The 15973-nt window shown below is 57.7% G+C and carries 16 protein-coding genes; 10 read left to right on the plus strand and 6 right to left on the minus strand.

Translation table 11 applies throughout. The features are described 5' to 3' along the window. Positions 1-82: 82 nt before the first annotated feature. The 7 genes from ACYZTY_RS07620 (at position 83) to ACYZTY_RS07650 (ending at position 3056) form a co-directional block, all read left to right on the plus strand. Positions 83-265, plus strand: coding sequence for a hypothetical protein (locus ACYZTY_RS07620; protein ID WP_109635988.1), 183 nt, complete (start codon positions 83-85; stop codon positions 263-265). Positions 266-412: 147 nt separating this feature from the next. Next, entirely contained in the window at positions 413-733 is a 321-nt protein-coding gene (locus tag ACYZTY_RS07625; RefSeq protein WP_461957940.1) for a YbjQ family protein, read from the plus strand. Positions 734-920: 187 nt separating this feature from the next. Further along, on the plus strand, positions 921-1106 hold the full coding sequence (locus ACYZTY_RS07630) for a hypothetical protein (RefSeq protein ID WP_461957941.1): 186 nt from the start codon (positions 921-923) through the stop codon (positions 1104-1106). A gap of 336 nt (positions 1107-1442) precedes the next feature. Then, on the plus strand, positions 1443-1814 hold the full coding sequence (locus ACYZTY_RS07635; protein ID WP_461957942.1) for a bacteriocin: 372 nt from the start codon (positions 1443-1445) through the stop codon (positions 1812-1814). Positions 1815-2007: 193 nt separating this feature from the next. Continuing rightward, entirely contained in the window at positions 2008-2436 is a 429-nt protein-coding gene (locus ACYZTY_RS07640; protein ID WP_461957943.1) for a glycine zipper domain-containing protein, read from the plus strand. Positions 2437-2561: 125 nt separating this feature from the next. Further along, positions 2562-2738: a hypothetical protein gene (locus ACYZTY_RS07645; protein WP_461957944.1), complete on the plus strand. Its 177-nt coding sequence runs from the start codon at positions 2562-2564 to the stop codon at positions 2736-2738. 105 nt (positions 2739-2843) lie between these two features. Continuing rightward, complete coding sequence (locus ACYZTY_RS07650; RefSeq protein WP_461957945.1) at positions 2844-3056, plus strand: hypothetical protein; 213 nt, start codon at positions 2844-2846, stop codon at positions 3054-3056. Between the two features lie 218 nt (positions 3057-3274). Here the strand turns inward: ACYZTY_RS07650 and ACYZTY_RS07655 are convergent, their stop codons facing one another. Further along, positions 3275-3670 (minus strand): hypothetical protein, encoded by a 396-nt coding sequence (locus ACYZTY_RS07655; protein ID WP_461957946.1) that lies wholly within the window; start codon positions 3668-3670, stop codon positions 3275-3277. Position 3671: 1 nt separating this feature from the next. Then, complete coding sequence (locus ACYZTY_RS07660) at positions 3672-8528, minus strand: RHS repeat-associated core domain-containing protein (RefSeq protein WP_461957947.1); 4857 nt, start codon at positions 8526-8528, stop codon at positions 3672-3674. Positions 8529-8778: 250 nt separating this feature from the next. Between ACYZTY_RS07660 and ACYZTY_RS07665 the strand changes: the two genes are divergently transcribed. After that, complete coding sequence (locus ACYZTY_RS07665) at positions 8779-9474, plus strand: HAD-IA family hydrolase (RefSeq protein WP_461957948.1); 696 nt, start codon at positions 8779-8781, stop codon at positions 9472-9474. A 123-nt stretch (positions 9475-9597) separates the two neighbouring features. Here ACYZTY_RS07665 and ACYZTY_RS07670 read toward each other — a convergent pair whose 3' ends face one another. After that, positions 9598-10344 (minus strand): 3-oxoacyl-ACP reductase family protein, encoded by a 747-nt coding sequence (locus ACYZTY_RS07670; protein ID WP_008146002.1) that lies wholly within the window; start codon positions 10342-10344, stop codon positions 9598-9600. Positions 10345-10468: 124 nt separating this feature from the next. Between ACYZTY_RS07670 and ACYZTY_RS07675 the strand changes: the two genes are divergently transcribed. Continuing rightward, complete coding sequence (locus tag ACYZTY_RS07675) at positions 10469-11392, plus strand: LysR family transcriptional regulator (protein WP_461957949.1); 924 nt, start codon at positions 10469-10471, stop codon at positions 11390-11392. A gap of 116 nt (positions 11393-11508) precedes the next feature. Here ACYZTY_RS07675 and ACYZTY_RS07680 read toward each other — a convergent pair whose 3' ends face one another. The 3 genes from ACYZTY_RS07680 to ACYZTY_RS07690 all read right to left on the minus strand — a co-directional run bounded on the left by ACYZTY_RS07680 (position 11509) and on the right by ACYZTY_RS07690 (position 15149). After that, positions 11509-12237 carry an aspartate/glutamate racemase family protein gene (locus tag ACYZTY_RS07680; RefSeq protein ID WP_461957950.1) on the minus strand — a complete coding sequence of 243 codons (729 nt, stop codon included), beginning with the start codon at positions 12235-12237 and terminating at the stop codon, positions 11509-11511. A 57-nt stretch (positions 12238-12294) separates the two neighbouring features. Next, positions 12295-13836: an NCS1 family nucleobase:cation symporter-1 gene (locus tag ACYZTY_RS07685; protein WP_461957951.1), complete on the minus strand. Its 1542-nt coding sequence runs from the start codon at positions 13834-13836 to the stop codon at positions 12295-12297. Between the two features lie 572 nt (positions 13837-14408). Beyond that, on the minus strand, positions 14409-15149 hold the full coding sequence (locus ACYZTY_RS07690) for a phosphoadenylyl-sulfate reductase (RefSeq protein WP_150800675.1): 741 nt from the start codon (positions 15147-15149) through the stop codon (positions 14409-14411). A gap of 173 nt (positions 15150-15322) precedes the next feature. Between ACYZTY_RS07690 and thrH the strand changes: the two genes are divergently transcribed. Beyond that, positions 15323-15940 carry a bifunctional phosphoserine phosphatase/homoserine phosphotransferase ThrH gene (gene thrH, locus ACYZTY_RS07695; protein WP_461957952.1) on the plus strand — a complete coding sequence of 206 codons (618 nt, stop codon included), beginning with the start codon at positions 15323-15325 and terminating at the stop codon, positions 15938-15940. The last annotated feature ends 33 nt before the right edge of the window (positions 15941-15973 follow it).

A 15973-nucleotide genomic window follows, 5' to 3' on the forward strand; every position in this document is an offset into this window, starting at 1 on the left:
TACAAAATGAATCAAAGGGCAGCGCGTATGGCGCCCTCCCACTATCCGGAATGGACACGCGTACGTTATGCAGGAAATGACCATGAAGCAGGCAGAACTGGAAAAGGTTCATGTGGAAATCGTCAAGCTGATGGCTGAGCAGCGCAAGCTGAACGCCGAGGCCGGCAAGATGACCCGTGAGACTTTCTGGTATCCGGTGGCTGTTGCGACTGGACTGATTGGCACGGTGGCAACTATTACGACGGTGTTGATCAAGCTTCTTTAAGGTTCCGGCTCTAATCAAGGCGTTCTGATTTTTAATCATGCAGAGGAAGCGATCCCCGAATTTCGAAGCCCAGCCGCTGCTGGGCTTTTTGTTTTCAAGGATTGGCTGACGAGGAATAATGCGCGCCTAAATGAAGAAGGAATTCCCATGATCACCACCACAACCCACGCCATCGAAGGCCGCCAAATCACCGCCTATCTGGACATCGTCAGCGCCGAGTCGGTGCAGGGTGTCAACGTCATCCGCGACCTGTTCGCCGGTATGCGGGATTTTTTCGGTGGGCGTTCCCAGACGTTGGAGCGGGCGTTGAAGGAAGCGCGGATTCAGGCGACAGACGAGATCAAGGAGCGTGCGCGGGCGCTTCAGGCGGATGCGGTGGTCGGGCTCGATTTTGAGATCAGCATGCCGGCCGGCAAGGGCGGGATGGTGGTGGTGTTCGTGACCGGGACGGCAGTCAAGCTGAGGTGAGTAAGGCGGTGAGCCTGTTTAATCGTCGGTTGGTTTTGTAGGCGGTGGCGTGGTCCATTCGTCGGGCATGCGGAAATCTGAATTACAAGTCCGGTAATGACCGGCTAGTCTCAAAAGCCTTGGTGGTCGATATTTCTCAGGCAATAGGGCTTGCCGGTATCGACCCCGCTTTGAGAGGGGAAGGGCTATGGCTGATCCGTATATCGAAGACGACGGGGCAGAATTTCCAATCAACAATTGCGTGCAGTGTGGCCAGACGGAGTATGTGGCGGGCTTCGGTGAAGATCCGATCGACACCAGCAAAGCGAAGTCCGCAGCGAAGAAAGTGTTCAAGTCGAAATTCAGGCCCAAAGTGGTGACGCCCACGAAGTAATGATCAACCGGACAAACCCCGCCAATGAGTGGGGTTTTTCATTTTTAGAGACTCGACACCTCGGAAATGGACTACAGACTCACGATAATTTTTATGCTGGTGGTTTTTTCACAAACTTTTCACACCTGCCTACGTAGGCTCAGCTCATCCGTTAGAAAGCAGTACCTGGCCCGTTCCCCAGCGGGCTTTTTTTTTGCCTGCCATAAAACCTTTTCCATAAAAGCTGTCCAACCGTCGCCGATTGCGAGGTTGGAGCGGATTTTGTGTGGACGTTTCCTCCTCGAAAGCATTCAATCCCCGACTTTTCGGTTTCCCCTATTTTTGAGGTTTTTCGTCATGCGTTTAACACTGCCTGCTCTGGTTCTGGGACTTCTGGTGACTCAAGGTGCAATGGCTGCGGGTGATGGCACTGCTGCGCTCGGTGGTGGTCTGGGTGGCGCGTTGGGTAACGTGGTCGGCCAGAGCATGGGCGGCAGCACCGGCGCGGCAATCGGCGCTGGCGTTGCGGGCGCAGCCGGCAGTGCGGTGGCAGCACGTAAAGGCAGTCGCACCAAAGCGGCCATTGGTGGTGGTGTCGGCGCGGCCGGTGGTTCGGTGATCGGCAACAGCCTGGGCGGCAAGACCGGTTCGACCATCGGCGCAGGCTTGGGCGGCGCATTGGGCGGCGGCGTGGGCAGCAATCTGGCCAAAGGTCACAAGCGTCACTGATCTTGATCGATCGGATCGAAAAGCCCGGCTAGATGCCGGGCTTTTCGTATCTGGATGTTTCTTTTTCATCTACTTCTGAATTTGCTGCTGTCCAACCTTCATCGCTGGCCGGATTCAGTGAGTGCAGGTGCTAGACTCACGCCCATCCGCAGCGAGAAATCTTACCCCCGATGCGGAATTTGAGGTTCATATCATGCGTTTGACATTGTCCACGTTGGTTCTGGGACTTTTGGTCGCTCAAGGTGCAATGGCTGCCGGTGACGGCACTGCGGCAGTTGGCGGTGGTATTGGCGGTGCACTGGGTAACGTAGTGGGTCAGCAAATGGGCGGCAGCACAGGCGCAGCGATTGGCGCTGGTGTGGGCGGCGCCGCCGGTAGCGCAGTCGGCGCTAACAAGGGTAGCCGGACAGAAGCGGCCATCGGCGGCGGGTTAGGCTCGGCGGGCGGCTCGGTGATCGGCAATAGCCTCGGCGGTTCTACCGGCTCGACCATTGGCGCAGGCCTGGGCGGCGCAGCGGGTGGTGCGATAGGCAACAACCTGGGCACCGACAGCGGTAACTCTCATTCCGGTGGCGGTCACAAGCATAAGCACAAAAACAAGCACAAGAATAAACATCACTAATTCCGCATCAGTGAGATCAGAAACCCGGCCCAGGCCGGGTTTTTCGTTTCTGCCTGCAGGACTCCGGAACGTTTGGTCACCGGTCGCCTCGAACGTCATACACCCCAAACGTTGTGAGAGCTGCCATGACTCCTGAAACCGAAGGCAAGGAAGAAAAAGGCCCGAGCGGGCTTCCGTTCATTAATGACCCTGGTAACGAAGATCCGGGCTCGTTGATGGATGACGCCACGGTGCCGCTCAACGATTCCGATGACGCAGGCGATGTGGGAAACCTTGAGTATGAAGAAGAGGACGAAGATTGACCGGCGTTGTGACGCCATCAACCGATCGTCTCTCTGATCGAACGCAAGGATTACCCAGCCCTCGAAATTTCAGGGCCTGCTTTTCAGGCCCTTTGTGAGGTGCTTATGAACGCTGATCCGAAAGTCGACGATGTCGACGATACCCCTGAATACCCGCTGCCTTCGCCCACCGACTCCTTGAGTCGTGATCAACGTCCGCCTGACGACGACACTGCGGTTGAGCAACTGCCGGCTGATGATGTGAAGCGTGGCGATGTCGAGGCTACCCCCGAAGATCCGGACATTGCGGGTAACGATGCGTCCGGTGAGCCGAGCTGAATCCATTCGTCGATTGGGCGGCACTTTTAAAAAGCGCACGCTGCCAGAAATCAGGTGCGCACCCTTTTTAAAGGAAATGCACCATGATCAGGTCAACATTGATGGCCCTGACGGTGAGCGGCGTGTTGTCGATCAGTTCAATGGCGGCGTTTGCTCGGTACTCCGGTAACGATGCACCGGGAGATCCGTCCCTTTGACTTCTGCTTTGACTTTTTTGATTACTTCGTGTTTAGCGATTCTAGCCAAGATTTATAAAATTCTTTCTGTTCTTCCAATGTTTTTGCAATGTTGTATTCCTCGTAATCGAATATGTGAACTATGTCATTGAATGTTGCGGATTTTCCCATTGTTAGTTCGTATGCTACGAATCCACCACTCATTTGAGAGCACATTCTGGATGGGGTTACATTAAGTTTTGATCCTTTGCATAGGAATTTTACATGTGGAAGATCATGCCTGATTTTTGCCAGGCATAAGTAAAGGTCTTCGCTTTCATATTTTTTACGGAAGCCATTTTTCATTGTGAAGATTATAAATATTTTTGCAGCATCATATTGCAGCTGTGCCTGCTCTTTATGATTATCAACGACTATGGATATTCTAGTGTTTTCCATTTTATCTCCTGCTTGGATTTGGCGTGGAGTACCCGACATAGCTCCCGTCCTTCTTTAACGGTGTTACACCTAATATATCGGCCGTATCAATTCTACCTGGGATCGCAATTTCGGTTTCATCAGCAAACGGAACAAGATTTTTCAGCTCTTTGTTGACGTCCCTTCCGTTAATTTTTCTCAATGTGTACAAGAAACCTTTCCTTGTTTCAAATTTTGTACCAAATTGTATGGCGGTACGCCGGGATGGCGATGTGCTAATGAAATTGCTTGGCGGATCATCACTGTCAATAGCATGAAGCAATAGGTCGCGGCTTTCTCCTTTGCTCCTAAATCCCGTTCTGAATATTTCCTCGGGGTGCTTCGAGTCACCGCGATAGAGATATTCGGTCTTGACGCCAGGTATTGGAGATGTAGCTTCCCCCTCATCAACCTTCGCCTTCCCCGCCGGATCCTCATCCCCAAACGACGGCTTCCTACACCCATCCGCCCCCGGGCAATCATTCAACCCCAACGGATCAACCCACCCCGTCGGATTGCGCGTGTACTGATACCCGTTAACCCCACCCGCCAACTTACTCGGATCCGGCGTCAGATACCGTCCCACATCCGGGTTGTAATACCGATGCCGGTTGTAGTGCAGTCCCGTCTCCGCATCGAAGTACTGCCCCTGAAACCTCAACGGCTGATCCAGAACCTGATGGGTGTCGCGGTTCAGTCGGGTCAGGCGGCCATACGCCGTGTACTGGGCGGCCCAAATGATGTCGCCGCTGTAGTCGGTGAGTTCTTGCGGTGTCCCTAGGTGGTCGAGTTGGTAGTAGAACGGGCACGCCTGGCGCGGGCCTTTGCCGTCGAGCATGGCCAGCGGACGGAAGGTGCCGGGTTCGTAGAGGTAACTGCGATGGTGATCCTGGCTGTGTTCGGCGACGAGGTGGTCGCCTTGCCAGAAGAATTCGGTGGTTTTGCCATCAACGGTTTTGCTGATGCGACGGCCGAAGGCGTCGTAGCGGTAGCTGGCGGTGTTGCCGTTCGGGAGAGTGACGCCGACTAAACGGTGCTGGCAGTCGTAGCGGTATTCGGTGACGAGTTTTTGTGCGGTGCCGCGGCGTTCGCGGATCAGGTTGCCGAAGGTGTCGTAGTCGAAGTGGCGATCGCCTTGCATCAGCAGGCGGTTGCCTTTAATGGTGGTCGGACCGGGTCGATCCTGCATCAACAGGTTGCCCGCCGGATCATGGGCGAAGCTTTCGGGCTGCTGGTCGCGGGAGTGGCGAACGCGGATCAGTCGGTCGAGCGGATCGTATTGATAGCTGCGTTGGCCATGACGGGTGTCGGCGATGTGTTCAAGATTGCCGTTGGCGCTGTAGGCATAGTCGCGGCGATACAGGGGCTGATGGTGCTGGCTGATCGCGTGAGCTTTCAGGCGGCCCTGTTCGTCGTAGTCATATTGGTTGAGCAACATGCCCTGCTGGCGTTGAAACTCTCGGCCGGACTTGTACGTGTGGCTTGTAAGGCGCGTGCCGTTGAGATCGATGGCTGTCAGCACACCGCCCTTGGCGTGGTGATAGTCGAGTTTGCTGTTGTCCGGCAGACGCAGATGGTTGAGCTTGCCGCAGGCGTCATAGGCATAGCGCAACGTGCCCCAACCCTGATGCTCGGTGATCAGGCGATTCTGCTGGTCGTACTCGAACTCCAACGGATGGTCATGGCCGTCATCGACGCTGGCCAGTCGGCCAAGGCTGTCATAGCGATACTCGACGTTGACGCCATCCGGCAGGTTTTTGACCAGCAGTCGTCCGGCCGTATCCCGTTGGTAACTCGTGAACAGCTGCGAGCCGTCATCGCCGAATTCGGTTTTTTCCAGTAGATGGCCGTTGAGGTCGTAGGCATACGCTGTGCGCCGGCCATCGAAGCCGGTTTCCTGTCGGATCAATCCGCTGGGCGTGTAGTCCAGTCGATAGCGTTCGCCGGATTCGTTTTCGATTTCCGTCAGTAGCAGCCGTGCGTTGTCGTAGCGATAACGCAGCTGCGTGCCGTCGGGATTGATCCGGCGGCTGACCAGGTGCAGGTCATCGTTGTATTCAAAGCGGGTGACGCGCCCCAGTTCATCGCGTTCGGCGGTGATCTTGCCGTAGGCGTTGTAGCTGAACGCGCGGCTGGCACCTGTAGGAAGAATCGTCTGAGTCAGTCGGCCAACGGCGTCCCATTGGTAGTGAGTGACGGCGCCATGTTCGTCCTGACGGGTAATCCGCCGGCCCAATACATCGTAGGAAAAACGCCGCTGACGGCCGTCCGGCAATGTCTCTTCGACCAGTTGCCCGATTGCATCCCACACGAACACATGACGGCTGGTGTCCGGGTAACGGATAGACAGCAGCCGTCCTTGAGCATCGTAGTGGTAGTGAGTGATGTGGCCGTCGGGATCGATGGCCTCGGTGACATCGCCCTGCGCGTTACGCTGATACTTCCACACCGCTTTGCCGTGATACCGCGCATGCAAGTAACCGTTGCGGTATTCGTAGGACGTTGGCTCTTCTTCAGGAGGAATCAGGGCAACCAGCCGACCCATCTCGTCGTAGCGATATTGAGTAATCGCCCCCAGCGGCCCTTGCTCGGCAATTAACTGACCTTTTTGGTCGTACGCCTTGAGATGCTCGCCGCCCTCCGGCCCAACCCGGCGCACCAACCTTGCCTTATCGTCATGGACATAAACTTCTTCGCTGCCATCGACGTTCTTGACCAATACTCCGCCGTCGTCATCCCAGACATAGCGCGTATCCATCTGCGAAAAAGTCGCCCAGTGCCTGACGCATCTGGCGGCTTTGCCGGACCTTTCCCACTCCCAAAAGAAACTGGCCCCACCGGCCAGCTGCCGCTGGAGAATCACGTGTTGATCGTCGTAGTCGTACCGCTCGCTTTCGCCGGCAGCATTGGTCGCTTCGATCAGGCGATGACGGGCGTCGTAGCGGTAGGCAATCAGCGTTTGCTCTGTACGCCAGGCGTCCACCAATCCCTCGGCGGGATGAAACGACTGATACTCGACCGTCACGATGTGCCTGCGCTCGTAACGCAACCGCAGTGAACGTCCTGCACCGTTGTCGATACGTTGAATGCGATCCTGGCGGTCGCGGGTGATATGCAGCCGGTTGTCGTAGGCATCGCTGATGGTCGTCAGCCGACCATTCACAAAGTGATAAAACCGCGCCGTTTCACCGGCCAGCGCAAGAATCAGCTCCTCCGGTTTATTACCGAGATAAATGGCCGCGCGGGACAGGCTGTTATGAATCGCCGGACGCGAAAGACTGGGCAGGGGAAACGTCGTGCGACGGTTTTCATGGTCGGTCCAGACCACGCGTTCCGCGTCCAGCTCCAGCCGATGCGCCAGCGAATGACTCCAGCCCCAACCCAGCCCGCAATCCGTTTCCACGGCGCTGGTTCGGTACATCCGTGTAAATGCAAAAGGCAGCAGGCCGTTCAGCGAACCATCGTCGAGGGTCAGCAATTCTTCGCCGGTGACCATCGACACCGGGCAGCCGTTCGTGCAGGTCAGCGGCCCGCAATCGGCGCTGTCGCCGTTGGGGTTTTTCGCTTGATCGGGAACGTCGTCACGGTGTTCCTGCCGGCCCAATCGGGTCATGGCTGCGGATTTGTCGCGAGCGATGGCGACCGGATTCTGCACCAGCAAAACCGGCGCAGTGCCCGCGCTGATCTGCAACGGCACGGCGGGCGCGGGTTTCAGCGGAGCATTTCGGACATTGACCGCGAGGGGCTTGAGTACGCCCGCGTGAGTCGTCAGGTCGGACTTGGCGCCAAGACTAGCCAGCCTCAGGCTCGCGGCGGCCAGCCAGGTGCGCGCGCGGTCGGATTTGACCTTGTCCAGCACCTTGGCACTGATACCGAGCGTCAGTCCTGCAGGACCTGTGAAGCGCGCCAGCAGGAAGCCGATCAATATTCCGATACGAATCTCAGCCACGACTTCGGCAATGAACTGCGGAGGCAACATTCGCAGCCAACTGGTGATCGCCGCCAGATGAATGAACATCAACGGTTCATCACTCAACACCAACAACAGATTGGCGACAGATTCAGCCGAAGCCTTCAGCAGCGTTTCAAGTTCGGTTTCAGTCAGGTACTCAAGGAGCTTTTCACTGTTGGCTTGCAGGTCCGCGATCAGCTCGTAGATCTGCTTCACGTCATCCCACAGCCCGTTCAGCGAGTTCTCGAAACCGCGCCAGTCGGTCTGTTGCAGCAGGCCGTAGCGCTTGATGAAACCGGCCTCGGCGAACTCGGCCCACAAGGGTTCGAATTCGGTGCTCCACTCGTTACGCAGCCAGCCTTCCAGGTCGCTGATGACACCTTGATAAGAGGCGTAGAGCGCTTTGACATGAGCCGCAGAAACGTTCGGAAAGAAGGTAATGCGATAACGCAGGCTGCGCGCGCACTCGGGAATTTCGAGGATGCCGCTGGGGCCGATCTCGTGGTAGACCGGCTCGCCAAACACGCCCTCGGAGATCATCGGCTCAAGCATCACCGGGGTATTGCCGATCGGTACGAACCGCGCCGCATCGAACATGTGCACCAGCGTCAGGTGACCCGCTGCCGGGCACGCGGCGACGGTCGAGCTGACAGGCGTGGTGGAATTCTTCGGCGCAACCAGGCGAACTTCGTGACCGACCTTGAACACCTGCTCGATTTCCAGCGCCTTGCCGGTCCAGAAACTTTCAGCCCAGGCGTCATACTCATTGAGGCAAAGCCGAAAGTCATCGAGCAGCGCTTCGAAATTCGGCAGCTCGGGGTCCATGGCGGCGACCACCAGCAGGCCGATGGCGTTATTCAAGGCCAGTACCTTGTCAGGTACGAACATTCGCAGTCCCTCGCGCAGATCAAGTTGAGCGCGAGACTTTGCTTGGGATCGACGGGTAAAGAAGTCGGGAAAAGAGGCGTTTTATGTAGGGAAAATCGCTAAATGACAGCGAGCACTTTTGTATCTGCGAGGGATTGCCCGTTGCCCGATGGCAGCCGCGCTCGCTATGCTGCTGAATCCTTTAATCGATCACGGACCCGGCCGCACCTGAGCCGCCTCTGGGATGTCATTAGAAAACGGATCAGATGCGATGAATGCACCGCTGAATGAGTTCGGCCCGATCAAGGCCGTGATTTTCGATATGGACGGCTTGTTGCTGGACACCGAGGGCATCTATACCGAGGTTACGTCCATGATTGCTGCGCGCTACGGTCGAGTCTTCGACTGGAGCATCAAACAGAACATCATCGGCCGTGGCGCGGGTGATCTGGCGCGGTACGTGGTCGAGGCGCTGGAGCTGCCCATCACTGCCGAAGAGTTTCTGGTGATCCGCGAACCGCTGATGCGCGAGCGCTTTCCGCAAGCCTTGGCGATGCCCGGCGCCGAGGAGCTGGTCCGGCACTTGAAAGCCAACAACATCCCGATTGCGGTCGGCACCAGTTCTTCACGTCAGTCGTTTGGCCAGAAAACCACGTTGCACCGCGACTGGTTCGCGCTGTTCGACTTTGTTGTGACGGCCGATGACCCTGAAGTGGGCGCGGCGAAACCGGCGCCGGATATCTTTCTGACGGCGGCGCGGCGCCTGGGTGTTGCGCCGGAAGATTGCCTGGTGTTTGAAGACTCGCCATTTGGTGTTACTGCGGCGAAAGCGGCTGGGATGACCGCGATTGCGATTCCCGACGCGGCGATGGCTGACGAAAAGTATGCGCACGCCGATGGGATTCTTCGTACGTTGAAGGCGTTCATACCGAGTGCTTGTGGTTTGCCAGCCCTCGAGTGGGCTTGATATAGAAATTGTAGGATCGAGCCTGCTCGCGAAAGAGAGTGTCAGACAACATCAATGTTGCCTGACACTCCGCCTTCGCGAGCAAGCTCGCTCCCACATGTTATTTTGCGTTGACTGACCGCATCAGGCGCCAAAACCGCCGTCGATGGTCAGGCTTGCACCGGTGATGTAACCCGCTTCCGGCCCGACCAGGTACGCAACGAAGCTGGCGATTTCTTCGGCTTTGCCGTAACGGCCCACCGCCATCAGCGGGATCAAGCTTTCGGCGAAGTCACCACTGGCCGGGTTCATGTCGGTGTCGACCGGGCCTGGCTGTACGTTGTTGATGGTAATGCCGCGTGGGCCTAGGTCGCGGGCCAGGCCTTTGGTCAGACCGACCAGCGCCGATTTGCTCATGGCGTACGGACCGCCACCGGCGAAGGGCATGCGGTCGGCGTTGGTGCTGCCGATGTTGATGATGCGACCACCTTCAGTCATGTGCTTGGCGGCGGCCTGGGTGGCGATGAACACGCTGCGCACGTTGATGGCCAGGGTCTGATCGAAATCTTCGAGTTTGAAATCTTCCAGCGGTGCAACGGCCAGCACACCGGCGTTGTTGACCAGGATGTCCAGGCGACCAAAGGCCTTTACCGTGGCGGTCACAGCGTTGCGGATGGCCTCGGCGTCGGCGCTGTCGGCCTTGATGGCGAGGGCTTTGCCGCCGTTGCCAGTGATGCTGTTTTGCAACTCTTCGGCTTTGGCCGTGGAGCTGACGTAGGTGAAGGCAACGGTCGCGCCTTCAGCGGCCAGGCGTTTGACAATGGCTGCGCCGATGCCGCGGGACCCGCCTTGAATCAAAGCCACTTTACCGCTGAGGTTCTGAGTAGTCATATCGATCTCCGAAGTCCCGAGGCGAATGTCTCGGTTGTTGGAGCCTAGTATCGATTCAGGATTGCACGCTGTGTAGCCGGCAATTGCGATAGTCTGTGTAAACCAGAAGTTTATAGTGGCGCTTATGGAAACCTTCAGCAGTATCGAATGCTTCGTGCGCAGCGCCGAGGTTGGCAGCTTTGCCGAAGCCGCGCGACGCTTGAGCCTGACCCCGGCGGCGGTCGGTAAAAGTGTTGCAAAGCTTGAGGCCCGGCTCGGTGTGCGGCTGTTTCAACGCAGCACGCGCAGCCTGACGCTGACTGAGGCCGGTCATCTGTTTCTCGGCGAAGTCAGTTCCAGCCTGCACACGATTCAAAATGCGGTAGCCAACCTTGCCAGCGCCGAGGGCCGGCCGGCGGGAACCCTGAAGGTCAGCATGGGCACGGTGTTCGGGCGTTTGTATGTCGTGCCGTTGCTTGGCGAATTTCTCCGGCGTTTCCCGGCGATCAACCCGGACTGGCATTTCGATAACCGTCAGGTCGATCTTATTGCCCAGGGTTTCGATGCGGCGATTGGTGGCGGATTCGAACTGCCGCAGGGCGTGGTGGCGCGCAAGCTGACCCCGGCGCATCGGGTGTTGGTGGCGTCAGCCGAGTATCTGGCGGCGCGGGCTGTGATCGTCGAGCCCGATCAACTCAAGGACCACGATGGCATTCTGATCCGCTCCCCTCAAACCGGCCGAGTGCGCTCCTGGCAATTGACCAGTCGCACTCAGCAACACAACCCGCTGACGCTCAAGGCGCGGATGACCATGAGCGATTCGGAGGCAGCGTGCGCAACGGCGGCCCAGGGGCTGGGTATTGCATTGGTGAGCATGCCGTTTGCTGTGGGGTATCTGGAGGCGGGGACGTTACAGCGGGTGTTGCCGGACTGGTATGTCGACGACGGCAACATTTCTATTTATTACGCGGAACACAAACTGCTGCCGGGCAAGACCCGGGCATTTGTGGATTTCATCATTGAGCAGTTTGCGGAGCAGGGGTTGGGGCTGCGGTTCAGTGCGGTTTGAGCCAAACTCAATACCGAGTCGCGGCCTTCGCGGGCAAGCCTCGCTCCTACAGGTTTTTGTGGACGCCACAGATCCCTGTAGGAGCGAGGCTTGCCCGCGAAGAACGATAACGCGGTCTACCTGCCAAACCGCCCCGGCCATCCAATGATGTTCTTCGGCCGCGGCGTCGCATAAGTCCGCACCTTGGAAGTCGACAACCCCAACCTAACCAGCGACTCGGCAATCGTAACCGCCGCCGTCACGCCATCCACCACCGGAACCCCGGTGCGCTGGCGAATCTGTTCATCCAGCCCGGCCATCCCGCCGCAGCCCAGGCAAATCACTTCAGCCTTGTCTTCCCGCACCGCCAGTTCCGCCTGACGAACAATCGCTTCCAGCGCCCGTTGCGGATCGGATTCCAGCTCCAGCACCGCCAGACCACTGGCCCGCACCGACGCGCAGCGGTCCCACAATCCGGACAGTTTCAGCCGATCCTCAATCAGCGGCACGGTGCGGTCCAGCGTGGTAACCACCGAGTAGGCATGGCCAAGGAACATTGCGGTGCTGGCCGCTGCATCGGTGATGTCCACTACCGGTACGTTGAGCAATTCCTGTAGGCCTTCGCGACCATGCTCGCCATAACCGGCCTGGATCACGGCATCGAAGGGGTGATCGTAAGACATCACCCGGTCCATCACCGCGATGGCGGCCAGGTAGCTTTCGAAATTGCCTTCGATGGAGTCGGCGCCGAAATGTGGCGTCAGGCCGATGATTTCCGTACCCGGCGCGGCCACCGCCTGGGCGGAACGGGCGATGGCTTGGGTGATGGATTCGGTGGTGTTGACGTTGACCACGAGAATTCGCATGAAAAGTCCTTAATGCAGGGTGGTTCTGCGGCCCGACGCTGCTGGGCCGCCAGTGGGTTAGTGGCTGACGTTGTCGACCGCGATGCTTTCACCGCTGACATCAGCGTAATGAGGCTGCCGCTTGGCGATGATCAGGTAGAGCATCCCGGCAATCCCGGCACCAATCAGCCAGGAGAAGGGCGACACGCTGTCGAATCCCGGCACCAGTGCCAGGACGATGGCGATCAATGCTGCAGGAATGAACGCCGCTACGGCGCGTAAATTGACCCCGCGGCTGTAGTAATAAGCGCCGTTGGGGTCTTCGCTGTACAACTGCGGCACGTTGACCTGGCCTTTTCGTACAAGCCAGTAGTCGACCATGATCACGCCGTACAACGGCCCGAGCAGGGCGCCGAGGCCGGACAGGAAATACACGATCACCAGCGGGCTGTTGTAGAGGTTCCACGGCAGGATCAGTACGGCAATGGTCGCGCTGATCAGCCCGGCGCGGCGGAAGGTCAGGTACTTGGGCGCCAGGTTGCTGAGCACGAAGGCCGGGGCGACGAAGTTGGCCATGATGTTCACCGCCACGGTGACGATCAGGAACGCCAGGCAGCCGAGCACCAGAAAGAAGGTGTTGGGGATCGACGCGATGATTTCAGTCGGGCTTTCGATGATCCGGCCATTGATCTGGAACTGCGCACCGCAGAGCAGGACCGTGATGGCTGCGAACACCAGAATATTCACCGGCAGGCCCCAGAAATTTCCCACCTTGATGGTTTTGCGGCACGGCGAGGAGCGGGCGAAGTCGCAGAAGTTGAGGATCAACGTGCCGTAGATCGCCAGCCACAACGCACCGCCGGCAAAGATGTTGCGCCACATCTCACCGCCCGTCAGCGGTTCGCGAATCGACCAGGCGATGGTCGCGTTGGCCTGGGTGTACATCCACCCGGCGAGGGCGGCGACGGTCAGCAAAATCACGGGGCCGGCGAACGCTTCATAGCGCCGCACCATTTCCATGCCATAGGCGAGGATGCCCAGTTGTACCAGCCAGATCGCCACGAAACACACCCAGCCCAGGCTTGATAATCCGAGTATGGAGTTGTGGTCGTAATCGGCGAATCCGGGATGAACCGCGGTCAGCAGTACACGAAACACCACCGACGCCAGATACGTCTGAATACCGAACCAGGCGATGGCGATAACGGCGCGGATCAATGCAGGAATCTGTGCCCCGTGGATGCCGAAACTGATCCGGCTGATGACAGGAAACGGCACACCGGTCTTTTGCCCCATGTAGCCGGAGAGGTTCATGAAGCAATACACCAACGCCGCGCCGATCCCCAGGGACAGCAGAATCTGCCAGCCGCCCAGACCCAACGCATACAGCCCGATGGCAAAGGAATAATTGGCGATGTTGTGAACGTCATTGGTCCACAGGGCGAAGATGCTGTAGCGGCCCCAGCGTCGGCCTTCGGCTTTGGTCGGCGCCAGGTCCTTGTTGTGCAGGCGCGGGCTGAGCACCACGAGTTCTTGAAACGTTTGATCGTGTGGGGTGGAGGTGGGTGATAAGGAGGGCAGATCCAGCGCGATGTTGTTATTGGAGAGGCTAGTACGCATTCCGGCAGGCTCCGAGCTTGGCGTCGCGATGACTGTGCATGAGCGTGGGCTCGACAAATCTTCGTCGCGGGCAATAAGCATCATTGGTTACGGGGCATCTGCAGTCTGTACGGGATAGGGCGCTTCAGGCTTGCGGATCTAAAGTGTGTGTATGTTTTGGTGTGATTGTATACAAAACATGCATGCACTTAAGCCAGATCCATGCCAGTTCCGGGCCTGTGAAAGTCAGGGCTAATTTCGTTTTGTTATCGGTGTGAGATAAGTGACTGAAAAAAATCCGATATAAGTTGACCGATTGAACAGGTATTTATTTTTCGGCCGAGGTTGTGGGAAAGCGCGACTACGGAAGTCAGGAAAGGAGGATGTAACTTTTTGGGGCGCTGAAACTAAAAGTGCACACAAAAATGGCACCTATGGTGACATTCATGTGTACACATTTGTAGAAGTCGGTCACAGAACCTGTGGGAGTGAGCCTGCTCGCGATAGCGGTGTAGCAGTCGACATCAATATTGAATGTCAGTCCGTCATCGCGAGCAGGCTCGCTCCTACAGGGGGAATTCATAGGCCAGGGGTTATGCCTTGGATTTACTGATGATATTCCCCGCATGCAGCCCGCATTCTTTCTGCGTCGCTTCTTCCCACCACCAGCGGCCTTCACGTTCATGCTGGTTCGGCAGCACCGGGCGGGTGCACGGTTCGCAGCCAATGCTGATGAAGCCGCGTTCATGCAGGCTGTTGTACGGCAGCTCGAGCATGCGGATGTAACCCCAGATCTCTTCGCTGGTCATCTGCGCCAGCGGGTTGAACTTGTAGAGGGTGCGTTCCGGGGTGGAAAACGCGGTGTCGATTTCCATCACCGCCACGGCGCTGCGGGTGCCCGGGCTCTGGTCCCGACGCTGGCCGGTGGCCCAGGCGGTCACGCCCGACAGCTTGCGTCGCAGCGGCTCGATCTTACGGATGCCGCAGCACTCGCCGTGGCCGTCCTTGTAGAAACTGAACAGGCCTTTTTCCTTCACGAACGGTTCAAGTTTCGTGTAGTCCGGCGACACCAGTTCGATGTCGATCTTGTAGTGCTCGCGCACCTGATCGATGAAGCGGTACGTTTCCGGATGCAAGCGGCCGGTGTCGAGGCTGAACACTTTGACGTTCTTGTTCAGCTTCCAGGCCATGTCTACCAGCACCACGTCTTCGGCGCCGCTGAAAGATATCCACAGGTCATCGCCAAACTCGGCGAACGCGAGTTTCAGGATGTCCTGGGCGGATTTGTTGGCATAGGTCGTGGCGAGTTCCACGACATCGAACGATGGGCTCATCAGGGCGGCTTCCTACAGGTCGGTGGCGCTGGGCGCTCTATATAGGGCTGATGGTAACAAAATCCTGCAGCGGCTGGCGCGCCCTCTGCGTTGCGCGGGGCTGCCTGAGTCGCTAGAGTTCGGCAGTCCTTTTACTCGCTCGACTCAATAATCAATACAAATGGGAGTGTCTTGTGGAAATTGCCTGTCTGGATCTCGAAGGTGTGCTGGTCCCGGAAATCTGGATCGCGTTCGCTGAAAAAACCGGTATTGAATCCCTGAGGGCGACCACCCGGGACATTCCCGACTACGACGTGCTGATGAAACAGCGCCTGCGGATTCTCGACGAACACGGCCTGAAACTCACCGACATTCAGGAAGTGATCGCCACGCTGAAGCCGCTGGACGGCGCCATCGAGTTCGTCAACTGGCTGCGTGAGCGGTTTCAGGTGGTGATTCTGTCGGACACGTTTTATGAGTTTTCCCAGCCGCTGATGCGTCAACTGGGGTTCCCGACGTTGCTGTGCCATCGTCTGATTACCGACGATTCGGGGCGGGTGACGAGCTATCAGTTGCGTCAGAAAGATCCGAAGCGTCAGTCGGTCTTGGCGTTCAAGAGCCTCTACTATCGGGTGATTGCGGCGGGGGATTCCTACAACGACACCACGATGCTGGGTGAGGCGGATGCAGGGATTCTGTTTCATGCGCCGGATAACGTGATTCGCGAGTTTCCGCAATTTCCGGCGGTGCACAGGTTTGAGGATTTGAAGCAGGAGTTCATCAGGGCTTCGAATCGGGCGTTGAGTTTGTAGTCGATTTCAAGGACGCCTTCGCGGGCAGCCTCG

It is taken from the genome of Pseudomonas sp. LB1P83, assembly GCF_054897885.1.